This is a genomic window from Peribacillus sp. GL_122, assembly GCF_057835005.1.
Genome location: NZ_CM174415.1, coordinates 5039846 through 5064166 on the forward strand (window position 1 = coordinate 5039846; position 24321 = coordinate 5064166).

Here is a 24321-nt window from a genome sequence, read left to right on the forward strand (position 1 = left end):
GAATCAGTTTATAAGTCTTTTAATGTAATAAATTGTGTTCCCTTTTTTATTGTTTCTTGTAGGTAAACTTCCAAGGCTTCAATCATATATCGAGGTGCTTCTTTATCCGCCCCCAAGGTTTCCCCACAATCATGGAGCAGGAGAATGGAACCTTCTTCTGTTGACGTTTTTCGCAATTGATCAAGTAGGTCATTTTTACATGTTTCCACTTTCCAATCTCCGAAAATGTCTGACCACATGATCACTTGAAATTTCTTACTGGCAATTTGCGTAAAAATATTAAAATGGCCCCATGGAGGTCTGTAAAAAGTGACTTTTTCATGGGTACATTCCATTATGGCCTTTTCAGTCATATCTAACTGTTTCCTTAAATGAAATGGCGAAAGGACCCAGCTTGAAATATGATCAAAATGATGGATTCCAATTGTATGTCCTTCTTCATGCATTCGTTTAATGATATCAGGGTTATTTTTCACTTTACTGCCCACAACAAAAAACGAACCCTTTATCTTATACCTTTTTAAAAGGTCAAGTAATTGTGTCGTATATTCAGGGTTAGGCCCATCATCAAAAGTTAGGGCTATCCTATTATTCCTCTTGATATTTTTGGTTATGCCCAGTCCGCATACACGAATAAATACCGTTGGGACAATCGTATAAACGAGAAATAGCAATAATAAGATACTCAAGCTAATCATCATATTAATGTCACTCACAGAACACCTCATTCTTGTATTTAGCGGCAAATTATCTTGCGCCTTCTTAATCATTTAGCAAGTAGCAGATTACCTTTTGGGTAAGGACAATACCACCTCTGTTCCTTTTCCATCGGTACTAACCACTTTAATTTCCCCATTATGTTGATTCATTATATTTTTGGCTATCGACAAACCTAGCCCTGTTCCACCTGTCTCCCGGCTTCTAGCCTTATCCACCCGGTAAAAACGTTCGAAGATATTTTCTATTTCATTCTCAGGTATTCCAATCCCATAATCTTTTACCCTAATGACCGTAGAGTCTAACTGATCCTTTACATACACATCAATTTTGTCTGTACTATATTTGATTGCGTTATCTAAAAGGATAATGATCACCTGTTTTATCTTCAATTCATCTGCTATAACCATAATGGAATCTTCTTGATAATGAAAATCTATTTCCCGATCATAGACTTCTTTGAATTGATTAAACACGTTCTGACATAAAGTTATTACATTCAATGATTTATAATCCAAAGTATTTTCCAATTCTGTATCGGCTAATTCTAGCAGCCTTTCCGTCATTTTCTGTATACGGGTTGCCTCTGAATGAATTACATTGATAACATCAAATGCTTTCTCTTCGTTTTGTATACGACGTCTACGCAGTAGATCAGCATAACTTTTTATAATCGTAAGCGGGGTCTTTATTTCATGAGAAGCATCCGAAATAAATTGTTTCTGTTTATCCAAATTTGCATCCAATCTGCCCATCATCCGATTGAATGTAACAGCCATTTTTTGCAGTTCATCCTTTGTTTCATGTTGGATGATGATTTTTTTTGGTATACCGCTTTGTTCAATATCCTCCATCGTATTAATCATATTGGAAATAGGTCTCATAATTACATTCGATAACCACCTGCCGCCTAGCAACGATAACCCCGCCCCTAATAGCGTACAAAATGTCAGAATGGAAAGTAATACATCCTTCCCTAATTCCAGTCCTAGTAATCTATCACCAATTTCTAAAGTTTCAACAACTTTACCTTCGGATAGAATAGGTACCCTAACAATTAATATTTGTTCTTCTTTTTTCGCTTGTCTAATTGTGCTTCTTTGCGATTCTTGTTCGCTTGAAAATTCACCTTTAAATTTAGTAATCAAATAAGGGTCACTGGATACTTCGCTACTAATTTGAGAATCAGGTTGAATAATCCGTATAAATGAATGATTCGTTAAATATGTCGTTAATTTTTTTTCTATCTCTTGAGGAGAATCATCCTTTTGAATTTCAGCAATAATATTTTGCGCTTTGTGAACTAATATATCCTCTTCCATATTTACAGTAATTTTCATAAAAGAAATAAATACAACAGCATTGACTGCAACCAACACACAGAGTATCCAAGCTGTCGTAATCAGGTTAATTTTTGTTGTAATTTTCATTACTTAATTCTCCCTTACTGTATAGCCAATTCCTCTTACCGTCTGAATAATCGTCGGATCAGAAAAACCTTCTTCCGTTTTCTTTCTTAAATGACGGATATACACATCGATTACATTGGTCTCCCCTTCATACTCATAACCCCATACATTAATCAGGATATTTTCTCGTGTCACTATTTTATTTTTATTGGATAGTAAATAAACGAGTAAATCAAATTCCTTCGGGGTTAACGCTATAGAAAAATCGCCCCTGTTAACCTCCCGAGTATCGAGATTAATGAATAGATCCTTAATTGATAAGATCGATTCCTCTTCTTTTGAAGCTTTGGCAGCTATTGAATTCTGACGAATACAAGAACGTATTCTTGCCAATAACTCCTCGATTTCAAAAGGCTTCGTTATATAGTCATTGGCTCCCTGATCTAGTCCCGTCACCTTATCCATCGTAATATTACGGGCTGTTAATAGGATGATTGGCAGTAAGGTGTTCTCATTTCGTATTCTTCTTAAAACTTCAATACCATTCATCTCAGGTAACATAACATCTAAAAGTATTAAATCTAATTTCCCCTGTAATGCAGCTTCCAACCCCGCCTTACCAGTATGGGCCACAAGCACTTCATACCCTTCGTACTCGAGTTCTATCTTTAATATCGTTGCTATCTGGACTTCATCTTCTACAACCAAAATACGCTGTTTCATTTAAAACCCTCCTACTTGAGTGCAATATGGAAAGGAAGCCACATCCACATGTATTTATCGAATTTAGCTAGGAATATTAGTTCCATCCTAAATACAGAAAATTGTCGTCCGCTTATAATTCAATACCCTTCTATATTTGCTCCAAAGTCCTGCATTTTACTCGCTTTTACTAATTATTGAAATGCTCTTTCTACAATTTAGCATTATTTTGCTTTTAATTTCGCCTTTTAATTGATTTTTAATCCTTTTTTCAAGTTGCGTTAAGGTTGACTTGATATGGTGAATATATCGAACAAAAGAACTATCCAATAAGGTTTTATCGAAAACGAAATAAAACAAAAGAAGATAAGGAGGATTCATAAATGAATGATACAAAAAGCCCATCCATCGGGCGTCAGATGTTGAACAAGGTTCCGGAAGTCATCATTTACTTCTGGATCATCAAAATAATGGCAACCACTGTGGGCGAGACGGCCGCAGACTTCCTGATTGGAAATCTGAAATTGGGCTTGACCAACACAACTTTAATCATGAGTGTCCTTTTGATCATAACGCTTTTCTTCCAATTCAAAGCGAGTAAGTATGTGCCAAGGATTTACTGGTTTACGGTAGTGATGATTAGCGTTGTAGGCACGCTAATTACCGACAACCTCGTGGACAATCTTGGGGTCAGTCTGGTGACCACAACTATCATCTTCACAGTTGCGATGCTTGCGACGTTTGCGGCTTGGTATGCGAGTGAGAAGACACTGTCCATTCACTCTATCTACACGTCCAAACGAGAAGCGTTCTACTGGTTGGCCATCTTGTTCACCTTCGCCTTGGGTACCGCAGCTGGTGATCTCATAGCAGAAGGTCTCAACATGGGCTATTGGAAGTCAGCACTTATGTTTGCGGCATTGATTGGGGTGGTGACCATCGCCCACTACGGTTTCAAACTAAATACAGTGCTTTCCTTCTGGATTGCCTACATCTTGACTCGTCCTCTCGGCGCCTCTCTTGGCGACTATCTGTCACAACCTCATGATAAGGGTGGCCTTGGTCTAGGTACGACGGGAACCAGTTTGATCTTCCTCGTAATTATCTTAGGCTTGGTATTCTATTTGACCAAAACAAGAAAAGATGAGAGCAAAGTTGTGGAGTAGAGGTAGGTCAAGTTCTGATAATTCAGCTGTCCATCACTGAACAGGTTACAGACCTCTGGGAAAAAGTACAATCTTTCCCCGATCTATCTCCTACATTTACTTGATATAGCTTTCATATTCGGGTTTCACCCTATAGATTGCACCCATGCCGGACGCACAAAAGAAAAGGCCACCAAATTGGTGGCCTTTGTTATAGAATGAAATTTATCTTTATTTTACATAACTGCGGCATTAATTCAAATTTCCAAATCCGTATTTTTCAAAAACCTTCTTTGAATCTTTGTTTTGGAGATACTCGTAAAATAGTTGGGCTTCTTTAGGATGCGAACTTTCCTTAATCACACCTACCGGATAGATAATAGGATCGTGCAAGTCTTTATCAGCCACTGCAACGATTTCTACTTTTTCTGAGCTTAAGGCATCTGTTTTATAAACAAGTCCTGCGTCCACGTTCCCCGTTTCCACATATGTAAGCACCTGCCGGACATCCTTGGCATATACCAATCGATCTTCAACCTCTTTAAAGAGGTTCATGTTTTCCAAAGTTTGTTTCGCATACTGCCCTGCCGGTACAGACTCTGGAGTGCCAATCGAAATTTTAGCGGCCTTAGTGAGGTCTTCCAGTGATCCGATTCCCTTTTTGGAATCCTTTGGCACCACCAGTACCAGATCATTGCCGACTAAATCGATTCCGTTTTTCTCTTCAATAAGATCTTCCTCTACTAATTTATCAAATTTATCTTCTGCAGCTGAGAAAAATAGGTCAACAGGTGCTCCTTGGGATATCTGCTGCTGAAGCGCTCCAGAGGCTCCAAAGTTATAATGAACTTTCACATTTGCATTCTCTTTTTCAAAAGACTTCTTTATTTCATTTAAGGAATCTTGCAAACTTGCTGCTGCCGAAATCGTCAGTTCCACTTTCTCGTCAGCTTGTTGCGTCTGCTTTTCTGCGATTTTTTCTTCATCACTTGAACACCCTGCCCCCACTATCACAAGCATCATAACCGAAAAAATCATAAGGTATATTTTTTTCAAAGTCCCTCTTCCTTCCTTACTAGTTATAATTAGTTATATCTAATTATAACTAGTATAAGTCGTATAAAAGGTTTTAATCAATGCCCTTTTTGCTGTGAATTTACTTTTTTAAGGACTCTAAGATACAATAAAGAACGGAGGGATGCACATGTCAAAAGAGCTTTCCTATACGATCGAGGAAGTGGCACAGCTTTTAAAGGTATCTAAATTGACAATTTATGATCTTGTTAAAAAAGGGGAACTCCCAGTATTCCGTGTGGGAAGGCAGATGAGAATGGATGCAAAAGATTTGGAGTTGTATATTAATAACCATAAATCCAGTAAATCCCCTGCTCCTGTTGCCGAACTCCCTGGAAACGAAGTGAAGGATTCCCTTAACCTTGTCATAAGCGGGCAAGACATGGTGTTGGATATACTAGGTCAGCACATTCAAAAGCACTCCAGCTATAAAACATTACGATCTAACACAGGAAGTCTAAGCGGTCTTATATCCATGTACAATGGGGATGCCGACATCGTTAGTTTGCATATGTTTGATGGAGATACTGGGGAATATAATCTTCCTTATATAAAAAAGATTCTGGTCGGTTATCCTTATATTTTACTTAATCTTGTTTCAAGGAAAGCCGGTTTATATGTTAAAAAGGGAAATCCCTTTGGCCTCACAAATTGGACTGATTTAAAACATAAAGACTTGGCCATCATCAATCGGGAAAGAGGATCGGGAGCACGAATTCTTCTTGATGAGCAGCTAAGGATTCACAGAATATTTTCTAAAGATCTTAAGGGATATGAAAACGAAGAGACCAACCACTTAAGTGTGGCTTCAGCGGTTTCTGCGGGGAAAGCGGATGTGGGTGTGGGAATTGAAAAAGCTGCAAAAATCGTTGGAGTTGACTTTGTCCCATTAATTACAGAACGTTATGACCTTGTTATTTTAAAATCTCCGAAAAACGAAGAGCTCATAAACGTTGTTAAGAGGATTTTATCATCGAATCCATTTCAAGCTGAAATCAAAGCTTTAGGCGATTATGATATTTCTCAGACAGGCTCTATCATATACGAGACATATTAAACAGGAAGGCTACTGATTCAGCAGCCTTCCTGTTACGTATGCATCAAGCCATGGTCAATGATTTCAAACGGTTCTATTTGAAATCACCCCCTTTGAAGCCTTTTTTCGGGTTCTTCTGTTCATATATCTTTGGCAATTCCAAATAGAAGACTAGCATAAAAAGCCTTTTCTTACGGGGAACACAATAACCTCAGCTATAAAGGAGTTTGGGCTGTCGGGCTAGATAGGAAGGCGTACCATTTTGATTAAGGTTAAGGATCAATTTCATGACCTCCACTATTCCCTCAGGTTTCTCCAACTCTATTTCCTTATGATAGGATTCTATGGATGTGCTCCACTTTTTCATTTTTTTCTGATCTTTCAATATACTCAGCAATTGTTTTTCAAAAGGCGTTTTCTGATTAAGTTTAAATACAAGTCCTTGTTGTTTTAAATACTGCAGATTAATTTCCTCCTGCCCCGGAAGCCTGGAGTGAACAAAAATGGGAAGCCTTTTTCGCAATGCTTCGCTAATCGTGACACCGCCTGGTTTCGTAACGATTGCGTCAACTTCTTCATAAAGCCTATTCATTTCAGACCTTGAGGAGATATAAGGCAATGGCTTGATATGAGGTAAGTTCCATGTATCGAGTTCTTCATACAGCTTGTTGTTATTTCCGCAAAGAACTAAATAATCAAAGTCGGTTGAAGTCTTTAACTCATCACCTAAGTTCAAAATCCCTCCCAGACCGCTATTTCCTCCGGATATCAATATTTTGGGCCGTTCTGTGTTTTTTTGAACAGAAGCATTTTTAGTGATTTCCTCGTGCACGGGTATGCCAGTGACCATCATCGTTTGTTTTGGTATTTGACGCATGCTCATCAGCTTTTCTTTTACTTCTTGACTAGGAAGAAAATGGGCGTCTATCCCTTCGCTTCCCCACACATTATTAATGAAGAAGTCCGTGTACACGTTTATTACCGGTGTGCTGCACTTCCCTTTTATCTTTAGCTGACTCAAAAGGTAGGAAGGGAAACCGTGTGTACACACAATTAAATCAGGCTCTTCCTCAGCTATCAATTGTTCCAGTTTATTCATGAATAATTGCTGATACCATTTAAATATCCGTTCCTTTGGCGAGTGCACATAAAACAGATTCTTATAGGCAAGATTATAGGTTTCCGGCGCATAACGGATCCATGTTAGATAACTGCTTGCAATGATTTTTTCTAAAGAAGTATTGGTATAACTGATTAGATCGATTTTTTTATAAGTAATCCCATTTGAATGCTTTTTTAACATATCCATTAATGCCTCTGCAACTTGATGATGTCCCGACTGCATTCGAAAGAGAGGTAAAAACAAAACCTTCTTCATATGTGTCATCTCCTAAGAAATCATTCTGAAAACACGAAAATATATAGCTCATGATATCTTCCTCCTAAAATATCGTTGAACAAATCCTTTTTCATTTCCAACGGTTTATAATAAGGAGCCGACTCAACTTTTGGACATTTGTTTTCTCTTTTTCATGTATTTGATAGTAACATATAGTACGAAAATAATTAAAAATACAACACCTAAATATGGAACATATTTAGGATTAACATCAAAAGCATCCCCCACAAAATAACCGGCCACTATAAAAGGAACGGTCCAGAGTAAAGTGCCTAATAGGGAAAATAGGAAGTATTTCCGAAAGGGTATAGATGAGATCCCTGCAAAATATGGACTAATTTGTCTTATACCCGGAATATAAAATCCCAATACTAAGGTTTTTTGTGCATTATCCGTATAGTTTTTCTTTGCTTTCTCCCAGCGTTCACTCGTAATCCCAATGAATCTTCCATATTTATTTATAAATGGATACCCCACATATTTTCCGCATGCATAAGCTGCAAGCATTCCGATAAAGGCGCCGAGAATTGCACACAGCATTGCCAAACCTAGTGAGAGCTTACCTTGGACAGCCAACACCCCAATTAGGAATAGAAGTGATTCTTCTGGAGCAGGCACTCCCACAATGCCGAAGAATAAAAAAAGAAAAATGATCAGGTATCCATATGAATCAATAAAATGTAAAAGCGTATCTATATTCATAATACCCCCAGAATTAGTTATAAGTCTTTTAAAGTAATGAAGCGTGTTCCCTTTTCCTTACTCTCCTGCAGGTAAATTTTTAACATTTCGATCATATAGCCTGGTGCCTCTTTATCCGCCCCCAAGGTTTCACCACAGTCATGAAGCAACAGGATGGAACCTTCCGTCGAAGTGCTTCGCAGTTGATCAAGCAGAGTATTTTTGCAATTTTCGGCCTTCCAATCCCCAAAGATGCCGGACCACATTATCACTCTATATTTCTTACTGAAAATTGGGGTGAATAGATTAAAATGGCCCCATGGCGGTCTATAAAAAACAACCTTTTCATTCGTAACTTCATTTATCGCCTTTTCAGTCATTTCCAACTGTTTCCGTAGATGGATTGGTGATAGCACCCAACTTGAAACATGATGAAAATGATGGATACCGATAGTATGTCCCTCTTCATTCATTCTTTTAATAATCTCAGGATTACTTTTCACTTTATTGCCAACAACAAAAAATGTGGCCTTTATCTCAAACTCTTTTAAAAGATCAAGTAATTTTATTGTATATTCAGGGTTTGGGCCATCATCGAAAGTTAGCGCAATCCCATTATTCGAATTGATTTTTTTTGTTATTCCCAGACTGCTTACACGAATAACCACCGTTGGGATAATCGTATAAAAGATTAATAGCAATAATAAAATAATAAAACTAATCAGCCATATATGCATCACACAAAACTATCCTCTCATTATTGATATTACCAATACTAATCCTTTCCCTTTATCATAATCATTTACCACAATGCAGCAAATGTTATTGTATTCAGGTAATTCATTAAAAAACCTCCCCTTACAATTTAGCATTTTTTTTTCATTACTTTCACTTATCAATTATTTTTTTATTTTTGTAAAGATTGACAGACCAATAGCCCGCTTACAGTAAAATCATAAAACACCCAGACTATAGACAACTTCGAAGAAAACGAAAAGTGTTCGGATGATTTCAGAAATCCAATAAGGGTTACAGAAAAAAAACATTAAGTATAATCTGGTCTTGTTTTATTATCATGGTTCGGGGTGAGATCAATCCGAACCTTCTTTTGTCGAAAAATGGGTTTCTATCTGAATTTTTTAAACAAAGTTGATTGGAACGAAGGGTACGAGACTCCTGCGGGAAAAGCGTGTCCAAGGGAGACCCCACAGGCGCAAAGAGCGCCGAGGAGGCTCCCGGACCGCCCGCGGAAAGCGAGTGCCTGGAGTGGAAATCAACGTTCTATTTTAACAAACCCTCAAAAAAACAGTCAGTTCATTTCAGAAATCGAGTAAGGGTCTCATAAGACAGTATTTTATCGACAAACTGAAAAAAACACCCTAAGGGTGTTTTTTTTAAAAAATCCAATTAAAGAGCACATTCTTCAATTTCAAATCCCAGATCTTCGATGATTCCCCAATCGGCTGTGGGTTCTTGACCGGCTGTCGTTAAATAATCGCCGACGAATATGGAATTGGCTGCATAAAGTGCCATAGGCTGCATGGAACGGAGATTGACCTCACGACCGCCGGCCAGACGGATTTCTTTACTCGGATTAACGAATCTCATCATCGAAATCAATTTCAGGCATTTAGTGGGGGTCAACTCGGAAGTTCCCTCAAGCGGCGTTCCGTCAATTGCATTAAGAAAATTACAAGGAATGGAATCTGCATCAAGGCTTCGTAAGGATAGGGCGATTTCCACCGCTTCCGCCTCAGATTCCCCCATACCGAAAATGGCACCAGAACACGGGGACATTCCGGCATCCTTCACAGCTTCAACTGTATCTACCCGGTCTTCATATGTATGTGTCGATGTAATTTTGCTGTAGTTCTCCTGTGATGTATTCAAGTTGTGGTTGTAGCGATGAACGCCTGCTTCCGCCAGTTTGCCGGCATGTTCCTCATTCAGGAAACCTAAACAGCAGCAGATTTTAAGATCCGTCGTTTCGCGTATTTCTTTTACCGCTTCAATGACATGATCGATTTCCCTGTTGGTAGGACGTCGGCCGGACGCAACGATGCAATAAGTACCCGCTTTGCGACGAATTGATTCTTGCGCTCCCTCGACAATCTTTTCTTTAGTCAGCCAAGCATATTTATCGATTGGGGCTTCCGAAACGATTGACTGCGAGCAGTAGCCGCAATCTTCCGGACATAATCCTGACTTTGTATTGATGATCATATTCAATTTAACCTTTTTCCCATAATGGTGCTTACGTATGAGATAGGCTGCATTCAGAATTTCCAAAACCTCTTCGTCTGGGGCTTGTACGATGGATAATGCCTCTTCCTTCGTCACTTTATATCCTTTGATAACGTTCTCCGCCAACATCTTCCAATCCCTAACCAATGTTTCCAAACCTAATCCCTCTTTTCTTTTAATGTTCTATATTCCTTCCCATGAATCTTCCGCGATTAATTACCTGATCCTTGGAACGGATTGGATCATTTTGCACACTCAAGACAAAATAAAACTTTTAATATGTTAACCTTAAATATTTTAAGTTAACATATCGATTGAATAATAACATACATACAAAATATTATTCAATGGTCTTTTTTCAATATTTTCCTAGTCTGTCCTTTAAATCCTAGGAAAGCTGGCATTTTATATGTTAACTAAATATATAAATTAGTTGACATATAAAATGAGAATCAGGCAAACTAATAGTGGGCATTCTGCCAGCCATTTCTAAAAAGGAGGTTGAAAACTTGAAAGCAAGGACGATTTCTTATGTGGCCCTTTTTACCGCGTTAACTGCCATTGGCGCCTTTATTAAGATACCTATCCCTTACATACCATTCACACTGCAAATTCTGGCAGTCTATTTGGCAGGCGCATTATTGGGGCCCCGGCTTGGGATGCTCAGTCAGTTATGCTACGTCCTGATCGGACTTATCGGGGTGCCCGTGTTTGCTGAAGGCGGGGGATTCGGCTACATATTCAAACCCACTTTCGGCTATTTGCTCGGATATATACTGGGAGCCTATGTAAATGGATGGCTGATCAACCGGTTTTCCCTCTCCACGATTCGTTCCATATTCTTTGCTAATGCCGCCTCTTTGCTGACAGTTTACTTTTTCGGCTGCATCTGGCTGTATGGTGCGATGAAGTGGATTGTGGAAACGCCGCTTTCAATCAACCAAACGATTCTTTACGGCTTCTTATTACCTGTACCCGGTGATTTAATGCTATGCATTCTATGTGCTGCCATCATTCAACAAGTACGTCCGCGCATTGAAAAATATATAAACGTAAAGGAGCTGAATCATCCATGGGCCAAGCCTACTTTATAACCGGAACTGGCACGGATATTGGAAAGACCATCGTCACGAGTGCGCTCTATCTGTCGCTTCAAACATTGGGAAAAAGCGTCACGATCTTCAAGCCATTTCAAACTGGAATCAATGAGGAAAATAATACATACCCGGATATATCTTGGTTTGAGCAGGAGCTCGGTGTAAAGGAATCAGGGTTTTACACACTGGAGCCCGAAACTTCCCCACATTTGGCGATTAAATTAACTGGTAGTCAAATCGATGAGAAGAAAGTCGTGGAAAGGGTTCATGAACTTGAGGAAATGTATGACATCGTATTAGTCGAGGGCGCTGGCGGATTGGCTGTGCCGCTCATTGAACGGACGGAAGGTTTCTATATGACGGCGGATTTCATAAGGGATTGCCGCATGCCTGTCCTCTTCGTATCCACAAGCGGTTTAGGGGCGATTCATGATGTCGTGACGACCCATTCTTATGCCCAAGTCCATCATATAAACGTGAAAACCATTTTGTATAATCATTACCGGCCAGAAGATCGGATTCATCAAGACAATATCGAAACCATTGAAAAGCTGACTGGGCTGAATGGTCTCGCCTGCATCCCAACAATGGCCGATGTCAGAAAAGACTTGAGGAAATGCATCCTTAATTTGCTTGGTGATCAAAATTATACCCAACAACTGAAAGAGGTGTTCAAAGCATGAACAGTCAGGATTTAGAACAATGGGATAAGGAATATGTATGGCATCCGTTCACGCAAATGAAAACGTATCGGGAAAGTAAACCGCTGATCATCGAGCGCGGCGAAGGCAGCTACCTGATTGATGTGGATGGTAAACGCTACCTCGACGGCTATGCTTCATTATGGGTGAATGTGCACGGGCATAACGAGCCGGAATTAAACGGCGCCCTTATTGAACAAGTGAATAAAGTCGCGCACTCCACGCTGCTTGGATCTGCGAATGTACCATCGATCTTACTGGCAAAAAAACTGGCAGAGATCACTCCTGGTTCTTTATCGAAAGTATTCTACTCCGACACGGGATCTGCCGCTGTGGAAATCGCTCTTAAAGTCGCTTATCAATATTGGCAGAATATCGATCCCGTCAAACATCAGAATAAAAACAAATTCGTCTCACTTGACGAAGCATACCACGGCGATACTGTCGGAGCTGTGAGTGTGGGCGGCATGGATCTATACCATAGAATCTTTAAGCCCCTCTTATTTCAACGGATCTCCGCCCCTTCACCATATGCCTATCACATGACTGAGTACGGGGATCAAGAAGCCGTGAAAAACCATTGCTTGAAGGAACTGGAGAAGTTACTGCAAGAACAATCAGAGGAAATTGCAGGATTGATCATTGAACCGCTGGTACAGGGAGCAGCAGGCATCATAACCCATCCCCAGGGCTTTTTGAAAGAGGTCGAACAATTATGCAAAAAGTACAATATCCTCTTAATTTGTGACGAGGTGGCCGTAGGATTCGGTCGCACCGGTACAATGTTTGCCTGCGAACAGGAAGATGTCGTCCCCGATATCATGTGTATGGGCAAAGGGATCACTGGGGGATATATGCCACTCGCAGCCACCATCATGAACGAGCAGATCTTTCAATCCTTCTTGGGAGAACGGGAAGAGCATAAAACCTTCTATCACGGCCACACCTATACAGGAAACCAGCTAGCCTGTGCACTGGCCCTGAAGAATATCGAGCTGATGGAAAGCCGCAATCTCATTAAAGACATCCAGAAAAGATCTAAATATCTATCACAAAGACTGCAAGCGCTATACGAACTTCCGATCGTCGGCGATATTCGCCAGCGCGGCTTCATGATTGGAGTGGAAATCGTTAAAGACCGTGAAACAAAAGAAACGTTCACCCTCCAAGAGAACGTCGTTTCCGGGATCATCCATACAGCACGGGAAAATGGCCTGATCATCCGGGAACTTGGTCCAGTCATCACGATGATGCCAATCCTTTCCATGTCAGAAAAAGAACTCGATTTCATGGTCGAAACCGTCTACCGTGCCATCCAGGAAGTCTCCATTCATAAAGGATTGATTCCAGCAGCAAACTGATTCAAAAAGGAACCGGAAGAGCAGGGCTCATCCGGTTTCTTCCTTTCCCTTTCTGTAGGCCAAGCCTCATCAAAGCAAGCGCCTACGAGGTCTCGTCTCGTCTAGCCAGTTATTCGGCATGAGTATCGCAACGTTGATTTCCACTCCAGGCACTCGCTTTCCGCGGGCGGTCCGGGAGCCTCCTCGGCGCTCTACGCGCCTGTGGGGTCTCCCTTGGACGCGCTTTTCCCGCAGGAGTCTCGAACACCCGCTCCAATCAACTTTGTTTTAAAATTTTGATAGAAACCCTTTTGTTGACAAAGCGGACTTCGGAATGGTTTAATCCCGAACCGTGATTTTAAAACAGGACTAGGTTATACTTCATGGTTTTTTCCTATTTTATAAAGCCACATTAAATTGAAGAAGGCAGCTACCCCCTGCTGTCTCTTTCATTATTTAAATAAAAAAGAAAAGACTTCCTTATTATGGTATCATTTACATAAGATATTTGAGGAGGTTACAAAATGATGTTGGGAGTTCCACTCCTGGTTGCTTGTGTCCCTGGAATGTTAGTAGTATTTTTGGCGTGGTGGTTTAGGAAATTACATTTATCTTTATTTATAAGGCTTTTACCAGGCATATTAACCGTAATAACTTCAATTATTTTGTTTTACATTGGTTTTGTGAACATTAGAGGGTTTGAAGGAGCTGGATATGGAATACTGGCTTTCTTTTTACTTCCCTTTGCTATTGCGGCTTCAATTATTGCGATTAAAAACAGAGGTGTGCAAAGATAGAGTTAAATTCAAATGACTATGAAAATAGGAATATATACAAAGACTAAAACGAATAAAAGACCAATTGCCGAAATGAAAAATAGCCGGATATGTTGGGCGTTTGCCCCCTCCACCCGTGATATTAAATAGATACATGCTAAGCAGGACCAGCTCGTTCTATAGCTAGAAGGAATGAAATAATAATAAAAAAGATGACCCCGTTTAATTCGGAGGTCATCTTTCTTTTACTGCTTGCTAAGTGTTAGCGAATGCCTTTCATGTAACCTTGAATCTTTGGTGATAAGGCCATCAGGGCCAGTCCAAGGACTATTGAAGCAATACCGATCACTCCAAAATAAGCCATTTCGGTTTGAGGAGTGTAGAATCTGACGATTTGTGCGTTCAGTGCTTGTGCTGCTGCACTTGCCAGGAACCACAGGCTCATCGTTTGTGCCGAGAATGCGGCCGGAGCCAATTTTGTAGTGGCTGAAAGTCCAACAGGAGATAAACAAAGTTCTCCAAGTACTACAAGGAAATAGCTAAGTACAAGCCATAGCGGATTGACTAATGCGTCCGATCCACCGAAATAAACAGGAAGCAGGATCACCAGGAATGATAAACCGGCGAACAGTAAGCCTATTGAGAATTTTTGAGGAATGGTCGGCTGACGCTTTCCTAGTTTAATCCATAACCATGCGAATACTGGTGCAAGGGTAATGATGAACAAAGGGTTCAAAGATTGGAACCATGCCGGGTTTATTTCTATTCCAGCAAAATTCAACTGTGTCCGTTTGTCTGCATAGCTTGCCAATATTGTTGCACCTTGCTCTTGAATCGCCCAGAACATGACAGCTGCTATAAACAAAGGAATATAGGCAATCAAGCGTGAACGTTCAACAGAAGTTGTTTTAGGGCTGCGATACATGAAAATGAAATAAAGGGTCGGAATAACGATCCCTAGGATACCTACAAGATTAATAAAGGTTTGAATCGTTAAGATGCCTTTAGCGGCAGTGATGCCGATGATGGCAGCTATGATAAGTGCAGCTATCCCCAATTTAGTGAATACGCTTTTCTTTTCATTCTGTGATAATGGGTTCGCAGGAAGAGTTCCAGCAAGGCCCAGGTTCTTTTTCTTTGTTGCAACAAAGACGATGAGTCCAATTAACATACCAATTGCCGCAAGTCCAAAACCAAGATGGAAGCTGTAGTCCATTCCGACTGTACCGACAACAAAAGGTGAAAGGAATGCACCCATGTTGATACCCATATAGAATATACTGAAACCGGAATCCCGGCGTTCGTCATTTTCCGCGTAAATTTCACCGACAATGCTTGAAACATTCGGTTTTAATAAACCAGTACCAAGAACAATGAGTACCATGGAAACAAAGAACATGGAGAGACTGCCTGGTACAGCAAGGACAATATGCCCGAGCATGATCAAGATACCACCGTAAAATACGGCTTTGGAAGTCCCGAAGATCCTATCGGCAAGCCATCCGCCAATTATACCTGACATATATACTAAAGATCCGTAAATGGATACAAGGGCAAGGGCTGTGGGTTCATCAAGACCTAGTCCCCCTTTAGAAACTTCGTAATACATATAGTAAACAAGAATTGCCTTCATGCCATAATAGGAGAAACGCTCCCAGAACTCAGTAAAGAAAAGGGTGAATAATCCTTTAGGGTTTCCAAAAAAACCTTTTTGAGGTACACTATCCACAATTTTCTGTTTATTTATCGTTGCCATACCTAGCCCTCCTTTTATTATTGTATAATAACTTTTATTTTCTCTGTTGTAAATAAATATTTAGTATATTTAAATAATTAATTTCAAAATAAATAGAAGAGGGTTGCCACCATGCAAGCCAAAGTCCGGATTTCGCAGTTAAAAACACCCCATATAGTCTAATAGGGAGCTGCCATCAAAGATATATTGCCCTAACTTCAACAATGGTATTACGTTTCATATCTCTTTGTTTGCCATGCACATGCAATGAGAATCGGAAAAATGGGGAGACCCATTTTGGAAAAAAACAACTTCAACCGTTAAATACACCGTATAATAGATATAACCAAAAATGAGGAGGCACGATAATGCTAGGGATCATAACTGTTGTGCTTATTTTTTCCATCCCTATAATCGCCATACTGACAAGCCATTTCGAGAAACAGTCAAAGACCAAACACAATATGCTGAAAGTTGAATTGGAACTTGAAAAACTTAAACATGAAAACTTTCTTATGGAGACGAAAAAAATGAGGCTGGAGCTGGATCAGATGAAATTCGATCAAAAAAGAGACGAGCCAAGGTTACTGTGATCAAGTAACGTTGGTTCGTCTTTTTAATGGGTATTGTGAGGACCTCGTTTTAAAAAACTCCCGTCCGTCATAAGAATTACAAATAAGGCCGTTTTAATGGATATATTGATCGCCCACAAGAAGGTCTGACAGCACCTTTGTCGGGATGATGAACTCGACGGCCCCCATATATCCCGGCGCAGCTTCATAGCTGTTAAAGGCGATGACTAGCTTGCCATCTTCGTTTATATAAAAGTTTTGGTTTTCATCGATGCCTTTAAATGCAGTAAGGTCATCATCTTCGACCCAATATATCTTTTCCGGATCTTCTGCCATCTGCCTCTTCATCTGTTCTTTGATGTTCTCACTAATCACCTGAAGATAACGATCATCTTTAAATAAGCTATTTAGTGTTAATAGCACTTCGTTTTTCTTGTCGACTGTATCGAATTGACTTTCTGTAGAACTGGAAGCAGAAATCTTATCCGTATAACGCTGTACGGATAAGATCGTTTCATTATCCGTCAATATCACATATCCGCTTTCCACGGACATATTGCCCTTTTCCCCTTCCTTCAGTTTTGACATGGAGTCCGTGAATTCCTTATAAAGCTGCTTGCTTTCCGATAAGTATTTCTCATTCAAGCTATCTTCGAGCTGTTTATTCTCCAGACCGGATATGGCAGGTGTTTTGATTACTGCCGAGGAATTATTCGCTTCTTCTTTCCATTCGACGAAGGTAATCACTTTGATGACCTTATCGACTATCGGGATTTCACTCATGGCTTTCGCCGCTGCCGGACTGATGTTTACGGAAGCTGTCACAATCAGAATCGCTGCAGCCGCTGACATGAGGATATTCCTGCCAACCCTTGGCTTCTTCCTGGGCTTTTCATTCAAGGCCGCTTGAACGACATCATTCAATTCCTTTGGTATCGGTGTTTTAAGATATTCTTCCCGCAGATCTTTTAGTTTTTTTTCCATCTTTTCGTTTCCTCCCGTTCAGTCATGTTGATCCGCAATAGTTGCAATGCTTTATATAATCTCGTTTTAATCGTGCTTACGTTCTCTTCCAGCACTTCCGCTATCTCTTCCAGCTTCAGGTCCTCGAAGAAACGGAGAACGACTACCGTTTTGTACTTGACCGAAAGTCCTTCAAGGGCTTTTTGCAAATCCAGGTCAGGATAGTGATCTTCCTCACCGCTGCGTAAGTATTCTATTGTTTCGTCATCGGCGACGGTCAGTTTCTTTTTCTTCCGCAAAACATCCAGTGCCGTTCGGACGATGATCTTATATAACCAGCTATCTATAGAAGCAGCGTCTTTGATTTTGCTGCTGGAGGCCAGTGCTTTCCTGATTGATTCCTGTACAATATCAAGCGCATCCTCTTGGTTTTTAACATAGTAAAAAGCAAGTCTGTACAAATTTTCTTGCCGTTCGGTTATCCGGGCCGCGATTAATTGATTCATATCTAGATTTTTCATTGCATGAAAGAGCTCCTTACATTTAAATTACGTATCCTGGGTACTAAGGATAGACGTTTATGCAGCCATAAAAGTTTGAAAATGAACAAGGAAATATATAAATATAAAAAAATGAAATTTTTTACAAACTTTTAAGGCTTTTGGCGCGTCTATATAGTAGAATGATTATCGAGGTGGAGTGCATCATGAGTAAATTAAATTATAAAAAAGTCTTTATTTTTCTATTTTGTCTAACAGCTACTGTGGGAACGTTGGGGTTAGCCATCAAAAGCCTTGCTTTTGATAAGAAAAGAACCGTTTCGGCCTATACAACTGATAAAAATTACCCAGAAGCCGATATTCAAACGTATGTGAAAGATAATACGAAAGGCGGGTATTCAGCCAGCAGGCCCGTTCTGCATTTAGAAAATATCGACAAGCAGCTAGAAGCCTACATAAAGAAAGAAATTAAGGATTATGAAAAGAAATGGAAAGCATCCGATGGAAAAGCTTCCGAGCTTAACCTCACTTATACGATCCTCCATTTCAGCAAACAGACCATTACAATTTCCTTCGATAAATATGAGCAAGTGGAAGGAAAGAAGCAGTCTGGATCCCAGATCTTCACTTATGATATTCCATCTCAGCAAAAGCTCTCCATAGAAGACATCTTTGCCACGGATACTGATTATTTATCCGTTTTATCCGATATTGTTTTTGAAGAGTTAACGGAGAAGGAAGAAGAAGGCATTTCAAACAGTCTCATTAAAAAGGAAAACAAACTGAAGGCAGCCAACTTCAATTCTTTTTCAGTCTTGAAAAATACGCTTGTATTCTACGTTAAGACTGATGATTCAACTAAGACCCATACAATAGCCATCAAGAAGGAACTTTTTAAAGATAGTTTGCTAGATTCATATCAAAGTCAAGATTTGAATGCGGATCGTGTAAAGGAATGGCAGCCGAAACATATCGTCGCCAAACTGCCCGTGCAAAATGAATGGATCGACCCTTCAAAAAAGGTCATTGCCTTGACGTTCGATGACGGGCCGCATCCAAGTTATACCACGTCCATTCTTAAAGACCTGAACAAGTATGATGGACACGCGACGTTTTTCGTGCTTGGAAGCCGCGTACAGCACTATCCGGAAGTTCTGCAAAAAATGCTGCAGCAAGGAAATGAGATCGGCAACCATTCATGGGATCATCCGCAGCTGACGCGCTTAAGCAAGAACAAAATCAAAAGTCAAATCGAAAAGACCCAAGACGCTGTAGAAAAAGCTACAGGTGCTGAGCCAAATCTCGTCCGTCCCCCATATGGAGCGATTAACAATAATGTGCGTGAATTCATGGAGGATATGAAAGTCACACTTTGGGATGTAGATCCCGAAGATTGGAAAGAGCGGAATGAAAAGAAAATCGTAAACAAAGTGATGAGCAAAGCCAAAGATGGCAGTATCATATTAATGCATGATATCTATCAAACTAGCGCCCAGGCTGCAGGAAAAATCATCAAGCAACTGCATGACCAAGGATATCAACTGGTCACAATTTCAGAATTGGAAAAGGTACAGAAAGACCGTGAACTTTCCGGAATCACCATAAAAGAATAATCAAAAGGAAAGAGCCTGTTTCGTGATTCGTAAACAGGCTCTTTCCTTTCAAATAAAATAAGCAGACCTTTGATCATATAGCAAAGGTCTGCTCATTTTATCATTCACCAAGATCTACATTATGATAAACTTGTTGAACATCTTCCAAATCTTCCAATGCATCAATCATTTTTTCGAATTGTGCTTGAGCATCTTCTGGAAGGGTTAGGTCATTTTGGGCAAGCATCGTCAGCTCGGCCACTGTAAAATCGCTGATTCCTGCATCCTTGAATGCTTGTTGTACAGCATGGAATTGTTCAGGTTCGGCATAAACGATGACACTTTCTTCTTCTTCAATGATGTCTCGTACATCAACATCCGCTTCCATTAACAGTTCAAGAACATCATCAGCCGTCTTACCTTCAATCCCGATGACAGCTGTTGCATCGAACATATAAGCAACAGATCCGCTGACTCCCATATTCCCGCCATTTTTCCCAAATGCGGCACGCACATCAGATGCCGTCCGGTTCACGTTGTTTGTCAATGCATCCACGATGACCATTGAACCATTCGGACCGAATCCTTCATAACGAAGTTCGTCATAGTTTTCTTCCGAACCGCCTTTGGCTTTTTCAATAGCACGGTCAATGATCGCTCTTGGAACATTGTACGTTTTCGCACGCTCAAGTACGACCCTTAATGCCTGATTGGACTCTGGATCTGGTTCACCTTGTTTTGCCACTACATATATTTCCCGTCCGAACTTAGCATAAATCCGACTAGTATTAGCATCTTTTGACGCTTTTTTTTCTTTAATGTTATTCCACTTACGACCCATTATATTCCACTCTCTTTCATCATTGATATATACGAATAGATTATTAAGATACGGCCCTATGAGAAAACCCAACAGGGGAATTCCTTTGAAGATAGGCTATACGTTTACTAGATTATATTATACATCAATTGTATAATTTTGAAAAAGTCCTGCACATCCATCACTGGCATTTATCGGAGCCTTGCGCTATTTTATATGAATTACTTTGGAAAACATCAGCATTGGTATAGTATGAAGTGAACGGAAAGGAGAGATGATCCATGAAGGACAACCAAATCATCATCGGGATACCCGGTAAATGGAAGGACCGGACAGAATTGATTCAAACGGTCGCTTCCCAAAGCGAAGGGTATCTGTTAACCGGGAATGTTTTTCATAACAGCGATAAGAACATTACTTTTCAGGCTGAGATCCATGATTATGAACCCACTTTGAAAGAAAGCTTTTCCTACGCCAGTAAAGACGCCTTTTCGGAAAATGCATTAGAGGAGATCAATGACCATACCTTTACCGTTTATATAATAGCCGATGTATCCGATACCGGAACTGTTATCGATTTGATCGATGCCGGGGCAGCGATCCTAAGGGCAGGCGGAATGGCAGTGAAAATAGAAACGGCTGGAATTGCCCATTCAAAGGAAGATTGGCAGCATCTTCATCATAGCCCCGATATTCTCTCGGTATATGCCCATTTTGTCACGATCATCGGAGAGGAAGATTATTATTGTTCATTCGGAATGAAAGCTTTTGGTCTTCCGGATGCCGTGACACTTAACACGATGAGTCCGAAAGAGGCGGCTGCCCTGCTTAACACATTTAATTATTACCATTTAGGTGAACGTCCTCTCTTTAAGAATGGCGAAACCTTTAGCATTCAACAAGATGCACCCGACTTTATATTGACGGGCCTTCAGGACTTTAGATATGAAGAAGACCATCCCTTCTACAACCCGTTAGGATTATGGAATTTAGGGACAAGTAAATAGAGGAGCGATTCGCTCCCCCCAGACTGTAGATAAATTCGCATAAAGCGAGTTTGCCTGCAGTTTTTTTATTTAAAGGCTTTGTTAAAAGATTAATGTTGATTTTTGAACAAATAAAAGAGACCACCTTTTGGTGGTCTTCTTAAGTGCATCCTATGGAACTAAACCAGCTAATAGGATGTCAATATCTTTCTCTAATATTTTCATTTCCCTTATGATATACTATTTTTGGCCATGCCAAATAACCCTCCAGAACCCTTTTGGAAGGATTTTTCTCTGTTTCACAAAACCGTTAATTAGGCTAAATCTAGGAACGTTTCTTTTCTCTTTAATAAAGCATAAATCCAATGAAGCAACTTATTCATACAGGCAACGATTGACACTTTGGCAGGTTTTCCTTCTGATTTTTTGTTATCATAGAATGCTTTAAGCTTTTTGTTCCTTGAACTTCTTATGCCGCATAGTACGGCAAGATACAGAGAATGACGTAGTCTGCTCGAACCTCTTTTCGTAATACGATTAATGGTTGCCGTAAACTTACCTGATGAGTGAACACTTGGATCTACTCCAGCGAAGGCAACCAGTTTTTTCGGGTGATTAAACCGATCGATTTCACCAATTTCAGAGATAATCGTGGCTGCGATTTTTTCTCCGATACCGGGAATCGATTGGATGATCTTATACTCTTCCAGTTCATTTGCCAGGGCCACTATACGATCTTCCAACTCAGAGAGGTGTCCCTGGTAATGAAAAAGCAACTCAATATACATACGAAGATTGATTACGTGACTTTGATACACGTTTATTTGAAATGGATTTCGAGACGCGGAGTCCATTATTTTTTTTGCTTTTTCCCATGCCCATTGACCCGATCGGCTAGAACAGAACTCTATTACACTCTCTGCTAGTCTACTTTCTCCGGCCGTTAATACCGCCTCTGAAGTAGGATATTCCTTTAACATCAATAAAGAAACCTTTGAATATAGATCCCCAAAAACCTTCCGGTATTCAGGAAACACTTGAGCTAAAATGGTGTGAAACTGAAGTTTAGCCTCCACATACATATTCGTTACGATTTCCTGTTGTCTGGACAAATTCCGAAGGTCTAATAGCTGAATTCCTCTAATTTTATGAGGTTCTAAATCCTCTTTGTAATACAGCACACACAACTGGTACGCATCGATAGCGTCCGTTTTTACCTTCCGTAAGCTGGACTTCTTTGCCTGATAAGAAATAATCGGATTTACTAAGATATATGGAATCCCTTGTTCCTCAAGGTATTGAATAACAGGAGAATGGTAATGCCCTGTAGACTCTAAAATGACCATAGGCATCTGCCCTGTCACCTCTTCAATTTCTTTTAGAAATTCTAAAAAATGCTCTAACTCCTCTTTGATATGCTTCATTGAAAAGCTCTTCCCATACGGTTTAGATTGATCTAAAAATGCCTGAACTTGGCTCTCTCCTTTTGCCACATCCAAACCAACAACTGGATTCATTGTTTTTTCCTCCTCTACTTACTAACCAGTACCCCTAGTCCTCCATGTAGTGTCATAGCTTCGCTTGTTATACGAGATCTGCGTCCCAACCAGCCTCAAACATGTTTCTACAAGTAGGGGGCGGACAGTTTAGTTCACGGGATCAAGTCCCACGCACCCGTACGTCCTACCCTGGCTACTGATATAATAGATTCTATTAAAAAAAGGTCAACCAGTAATTTTTACTGGTCGACCTTATAATACGAACGCACCCGTTAGTTCATTAAGAAAAGGTTGCTTCAACAACCTCCCTTATTGATGTAAAGCACGTATTCCCTGACTTTCTTTGAGTGTGGGGTGTTGAGAAAGTATCTTGCTGAAAAGATCGAGACTTATCTTTTTATTCAGCTGCCTAAGCCAAGTGAGTATCCAAATGTTTTAAAAATTTCTGCTGCAGATTACTGGTGTATCCAAAATAACGGCTGGTCTATTGATTCTGCTACTGAAATTTTTAGTGAGGAATGGATATCTGATGACGAGTTTTTTGTCACCGAATCTGAAATTTATGGGAATAATAAACTCTATCATCAATTGAAAAAAGAACTTCGAATAAGAAAAACATAGGGAGATTTTAGTCTTCCTATGTTTTCGTTCATATTATTTATCTGTTTGTTTTTGCTTCTTTTTCAAATACTCCGCACGTATTTTTTCAAGTTGCTGCTTTTTATCAAATTTGGCAGGCTTCTGTTTTTCATGAAACTTTGTCACAGCTACCTTACCTTTGGTATCCAATTGATATTTTCCCACTTTTTTCACCTACTTTTCTTGTCTTTAAAGAGAATCTATTCAACAAATATAATATACCTTATTTTACTGAAGTAAACCTTATTACTTTATTAGTGTACTGCTAACTTTGCATATATCAGTAAAAACATTAAAAACTTAGTAAAATAATTCATCGCCAAATGGTATTCATTTCATTGCTATAATCAAAATAAAATGCCTTGACACTCTGCATAAGCCTCAATAATTCTATTTCTTGTTTGTTCAGCTCTCTTCTAAAGGTCCAATTGTTCGGAAAATAAGGTTTAAAATATTAAAACAATCTAAGTCTACTCCATCTTTTAAATGGTTCTTAATGCTAATAACCATTACGTTCTCGATGATTTCAAATTTAGGTTTCTGAGGGGAAATATTGTTTTTTTTGCAAAGTCTTTTTACTACTTGTTAAAAAAAATCTACATCCCCAATATTTTTCTCCAAAAAATCACCCCTTGTTATTAACTTTTCTACTTATATCTATCTTAATCCAAATATTACCTTATTCAACTAACCT

General features: G+C 39.7%; 24 protein-coding genes. 10 read left to right on the plus strand and 14 right to left on the minus strand.

The features are described 5' to 3' along the window. Positions 1–8: 8 nt before the first annotated feature. The 3 genes from AC3ISB_RS24425 to AC3ISB_RS24435 all read right to left on the minus strand — a co-directional run bounded on the left by AC3ISB_RS24425 (position 9) and on the right by AC3ISB_RS24435 (position 2849). On the minus strand, positions 9–716 hold the full coding sequence (locus AC3ISB_RS24425; RefSeq protein WP_489274759.1) for a polysaccharide deacetylase family protein: 708 nt from the start codon (positions 714–716) through the stop codon (positions 9–11). Between the two features lie 69 nt (positions 717–785). Further along, on the minus strand, positions 786–2147 hold the full coding sequence (locus AC3ISB_RS24430; RefSeq protein WP_480340613.1) for a sensor histidine kinase: 1362 nt from the start codon (positions 2145–2147) through the stop codon (positions 786–788). A gap of 3 nt (positions 2148–2150) precedes the next feature. Further along, positions 2151–2849, minus strand: coding sequence for a response regulator transcription factor (locus AC3ISB_RS24435; RefSeq protein ID WP_452453725.1), 699 nt, complete (start codon positions 2847–2849; stop codon positions 2151–2153). Positions 2850–3211: 362 nt separating this feature from the next. On the opposite strand from AC3ISB_RS24435, the gene AC3ISB_RS24440 reads away from it, so the two are divergent. Next, positions 3212–3994 (plus strand): COG4705 family protein, encoded by a 783-nt coding sequence (locus AC3ISB_RS24440; protein WP_480340612.1) that lies wholly within the window; start codon positions 3212–3214, stop codon positions 3992–3994. 231 nt (positions 3995–4225) lie between these two features. On the opposite strand, the gene modA is transcribed toward AC3ISB_RS24440, so the two are convergent. After that, positions 4226–5029: a molybdate ABC transporter substrate-binding protein gene (gene modA / locus AC3ISB_RS24445; RefSeq protein ID WP_489274763.1), complete on the minus strand. Its 804-nt coding sequence runs from the start codon at positions 5027–5029 to the stop codon at positions 4226–4228. 148 nt (positions 5030–5177) lie between these two features. Here modA and AC3ISB_RS24450 point away from each other — a divergent pair, with 148 nt between their 5' ends. After that, positions 5178–6104 carry a substrate-binding domain-containing protein gene (locus AC3ISB_RS24450; protein WP_489274764.1) on the plus strand — a complete coding sequence of 309 codons (927 nt, stop codon included), beginning with the start codon at positions 5178–5180 and terminating at the stop codon, positions 6102–6104. A gap of 190 nt (positions 6105–6294) precedes the next feature. Here AC3ISB_RS24450 and AC3ISB_RS24455 read toward each other — a convergent pair whose 3' ends face one another. From AC3ISB_RS24455 to bioB, 4 genes are all read right to left on the minus strand, one after another. Further along, complete coding sequence (locus AC3ISB_RS24455) at positions 6295–7461, minus strand: MGDG synthase family glycosyltransferase (RefSeq protein ID WP_489274765.1); 1167 nt, start codon at positions 7459–7461, stop codon at positions 6295–6297. A 123-nt stretch (positions 7462–7584) separates the two neighbouring features. Next, complete coding sequence (locus AC3ISB_RS24460) at positions 7585–8184, minus strand: DedA family protein (protein ID WP_098372989.1); 600 nt, start codon at positions 8182–8184, stop codon at positions 7585–7587. Between the two features lie 17 nt (positions 8185–8201). Next, positions 8202–8900, minus strand: a complete 699-nt coding sequence (locus AC3ISB_RS24465) for a polysaccharide deacetylase family protein (RefSeq protein ID WP_141994614.1) — start codon at positions 8898–8900, stop codon at positions 8202–8204. Positions 8901–9570: 670 nt separating this feature from the next. Next, positions 9571–10536, minus strand: a complete 966-nt coding sequence (gene bioB / locus AC3ISB_RS24470) for a biotin synthase BioB (protein WP_218925128.1) — start codon at positions 10534–10536, stop codon at positions 9571–9573. A gap of 380 nt (positions 10537–10916) precedes the next feature. On the opposite strand from bioB, the gene AC3ISB_RS24475 reads away from it, so the two are divergent. The 4 genes from AC3ISB_RS24475 to AC3ISB_RS24490 all read left to right on the plus strand — a co-directional run bounded on the left by AC3ISB_RS24475 (position 10917) and on the right by AC3ISB_RS24490 (position 14342). Then, positions 10917–11501, plus strand: a complete 585-nt coding sequence (locus tag AC3ISB_RS24475) for a biotin transporter BioY (protein WP_098372985.1) — start codon at positions 10917–10919, stop codon at positions 11499–11501. Then, on the plus strand, positions 11480–12187 hold the full coding sequence (bioD, locus tag AC3ISB_RS24480) for a dethiobiotin synthase (protein WP_489274768.1): 708 nt from the start codon (positions 11480–11482) through the stop codon (positions 12185–12187). Before AC3ISB_RS24475 ends, bioD begins: the two co-directional genes overlap by 22 nt. Continuing rightward, positions 12184–13566 (plus strand): adenosylmethionine--8-amino-7-oxononanoate transaminase, encoded by a 1383-nt coding sequence (bioA, locus tag AC3ISB_RS24485; protein WP_489274770.1) that lies wholly within the window; start codon positions 12184–12186, stop codon positions 13564–13566. Before bioD ends, bioA begins: the two co-directional genes overlap by 4 nt. 503 nt (positions 13567–14069) lie before the next feature. Then, a complete protein-coding gene (locus AC3ISB_RS24490; RefSeq protein ID WP_141994586.1) occupies positions 14070–14342 on the plus strand; it encodes a YesK family protein in 273 nt (90 codons plus the stop codon). 241 nt (positions 14343–14583) lie between these two features. Here AC3ISB_RS24490 and AC3ISB_RS24495 read toward each other — a convergent pair whose 3' ends face one another. Next, positions 14584–16077, minus strand: a complete 1494-nt coding sequence (locus AC3ISB_RS24495; protein WP_430098493.1) for a peptide MFS transporter — start codon at positions 16075–16077, stop codon at positions 14584–14586. A gap of 347 nt (positions 16078–16424) precedes the next feature. Between AC3ISB_RS24495 and AC3ISB_RS24500 the strand changes: the two genes are divergently transcribed. Further along, positions 16425–16649, plus strand: a complete 225-nt coding sequence (locus AC3ISB_RS24500) for a hypothetical protein (protein WP_489274773.1) — start codon at positions 16425–16427, stop codon at positions 16647–16649. 93 nt (positions 16650–16742) lie between these two features. Here the strand turns inward: AC3ISB_RS24500 and rsiV are convergent, their stop codons facing one another. Then, positions 16743–17612, minus strand: coding sequence for an anti-sigma-V factor RsiV (gene rsiV / locus AC3ISB_RS24505; RefSeq protein WP_489274775.1), 870 nt, complete (start codon positions 17610–17612; stop codon positions 16743–16745). Continuing rightward, complete coding sequence (gene sigV, locus AC3ISB_RS24510) at positions 17597–18112, minus strand: RNA polymerase sigma factor SigV (RefSeq protein WP_098372979.1); 516 nt, start codon at positions 18110–18112, stop codon at positions 17597–17599. Before sigV ends, rsiV begins: the two co-directional genes overlap by 16 nt. 185 nt (positions 18113–18297) lie before the next feature. Here sigV and AC3ISB_RS24515 point away from each other — a divergent pair, with 185 nt between their 5' ends. Beyond that, a complete protein-coding gene (locus AC3ISB_RS24515; RefSeq protein ID WP_181762311.1) occupies positions 18298–19704 on the plus strand; it encodes a polysaccharide deacetylase family protein in 1407 nt (468 codons plus the stop codon). Between the two features lie 100 nt (positions 19705–19804). On the opposite strand, the gene AC3ISB_RS24520 is transcribed toward AC3ISB_RS24515, so the two are convergent. Beyond that, a complete protein-coding gene (locus AC3ISB_RS24520; protein ID WP_053536610.1) occupies positions 19805–20524 on the minus strand; it encodes a YebC/PmpR family DNA-binding transcriptional regulator in 720 nt (239 codons plus the stop codon). Between the two features lie 260 nt (positions 20525–20784). Here AC3ISB_RS24520 and AC3ISB_RS24525 point away from each other — a divergent pair, with 260 nt between their 5' ends. Further along, complete coding sequence (locus tag AC3ISB_RS24525) at positions 20785–21510, plus strand: DUF4261 domain-containing protein (protein ID WP_098372977.1); 726 nt, start codon at positions 20785–20787, stop codon at positions 21508–21510. Between the two features lie 293 nt (positions 21511–21803). Here the strand turns inward: AC3ISB_RS24525 and AC3ISB_RS24530 are convergent, their stop codons facing one another. Beyond that, the gene (locus AC3ISB_RS24530; RefSeq protein WP_489274779.1) at positions 21804–23006 is read right to left on the minus strand and encodes an IS110 family RNA-guided transposase; all 1203 of its coding nucleotides are present in this window, start codon (positions 23004–23006) and stop codon (positions 21804–21806) included. 339 nt (positions 23007–23345) lie between these two features. Between AC3ISB_RS24530 and AC3ISB_RS24535 the strand changes: the two genes are divergently transcribed. Further along, positions 23346–23609, plus strand: a complete 264-nt coding sequence (locus AC3ISB_RS24535) for a hypothetical protein (protein WP_098372976.1) — start codon at positions 23346–23348, stop codon at positions 23607–23609. A 33-nt stretch (positions 23610–23642) separates the two neighbouring features. On the opposite strand, the gene AC3ISB_RS24540 is transcribed toward AC3ISB_RS24535, so the two are convergent. Next, a complete protein-coding gene (locus AC3ISB_RS24540; RefSeq protein ID WP_048680414.1) occupies positions 23643–23792 on the minus strand; it encodes a hypothetical protein in 150 nt (49 codons plus the stop codon). Positions 23793–24321 lie beyond the last annotated feature (529 nt).

What these genes read in the sequence shown, in the direction of transcription:
- AC3ISB_RS24430 (WP_480340613.1), bottom strand. Translation starts at nt 2,147, where the DNA reads ATGAAAATTACAACAAAAATTAACCTGATTACGACAGCTTGGATACTC.
- AC3ISB_RS24435 (WP_452453725.1), bottom strand. Translation starts at nt 2,849, where the DNA reads ATGAAACAGCGTATTTTGGTTGTAGAAGATGAAGTCCAGATAGCAACG.
- AC3ISB_RS24440 (WP_480340612.1), top strand. Translation starts at nt 3,212, where the DNA reads ATGAATGATACAAAAAGCCCATCCATCGGGCGTCAGATGTTGAACAAG.
- AC3ISB_RS24450 (WP_489274764.1), top strand. Translation starts at nt 5,178, where the DNA reads ATGTCAAAAGAGCTTTCCTATACGATCGAGGAAGTGGCACAGCTTTTA.
- AC3ISB_RS24455 (WP_489274765.1), bottom strand. Translation starts at nt 7,461, where the DNA reads ATGAAGAAGGTTTTGTTTTTACCTCTCTTTCGAATGCAGTCGGGACAT.
- AC3ISB_RS24460 (WP_098372989.1), bottom strand. Translation starts at nt 8,184, where the DNA reads ATGAATATAGATACGCTTTTACATTTTATTGATTCATATGGATACCTG.
- AC3ISB_RS24465 (WP_141994614.1), bottom strand. Translation starts at nt 8,900, where the DNA reads ATGCATATATGGCTGATTAGTTTTATTATTTTATTATTGCTATTAATC.
- bioB (WP_218925128.1), bottom strand. Translation starts at nt 10,536, where the DNA reads ATGTTGGCGGAGAACGTTATCAAAGGATATAAAGTGACGAAGGAAGAG.
- bioD (WP_489274768.1), top strand. Translation starts at nt 11,480, where the DNA reads ATGGGCCAAGCCTACTTTATAACCGGAACTGGCACGGATATTGGAAAG.
- bioA (WP_489274770.1), top strand. Translation starts at nt 12,184, where the DNA reads ATGAACAGTCAGGATTTAGAACAATGGGATAAGGAATATGTATGGCAT.
- AC3ISB_RS24490 (WP_141994586.1), top strand. Translation starts at nt 14,070, where the DNA reads ATGATGTTGGGAGTTCCACTCCTGGTTGCTTGTGTCCCTGGAATGTTA.
- AC3ISB_RS24495 (WP_430098493.1), bottom strand. Translation starts at nt 16,077, where the DNA reads ATGGCAACGATAAATAAACAGAAAATTGTGGATAGTGTACCTCAAAAA.
- AC3ISB_RS24500 (WP_489274773.1), top strand. Translation starts at nt 16,425, where the DNA reads ATGCTAGGGATCATAACTGTTGTGCTTATTTTTTCCATCCCTATAATC.
- rsiV (WP_489274775.1), bottom strand. Translation starts at nt 17,612, where the DNA reads ATGGAAAAAAAACTAAAAGATCTGCGGGAAGAATATCTTAAAACACCG.
- sigV (WP_098372979.1), bottom strand. Translation starts at nt 18,112, where the DNA reads ATGAAAAATCTAGATATGAATCAATTAATCGCGGCCCGGATAACCGAA.
- AC3ISB_RS24515 (WP_181762311.1), top strand. Translation starts at nt 18,298, where the DNA reads ATGAGTAAATTAAATTATAAAAAAGTCTTTATTTTTCTATTTTGTCTA.
- AC3ISB_RS24520 (WP_053536610.1), bottom strand. Translation starts at nt 20,524, where the DNA reads ATGGGTCGTAAGTGGAATAACATTAAAGAAAAAAAAGCGTCAAAAGAT.
- AC3ISB_RS24525 (WP_098372977.1), top strand. Translation starts at nt 20,785, where the DNA reads ATGAAGGACAACCAAATCATCATCGGGATACCCGGTAAATGGAAGGAC.
- AC3ISB_RS24530 (WP_489274779.1), bottom strand. Translation starts at nt 23,006, where the DNA reads ATGAATCCAGTTGTTGGTTTGGATGTGGCAAAAGGAGAGAGCCAAGTT.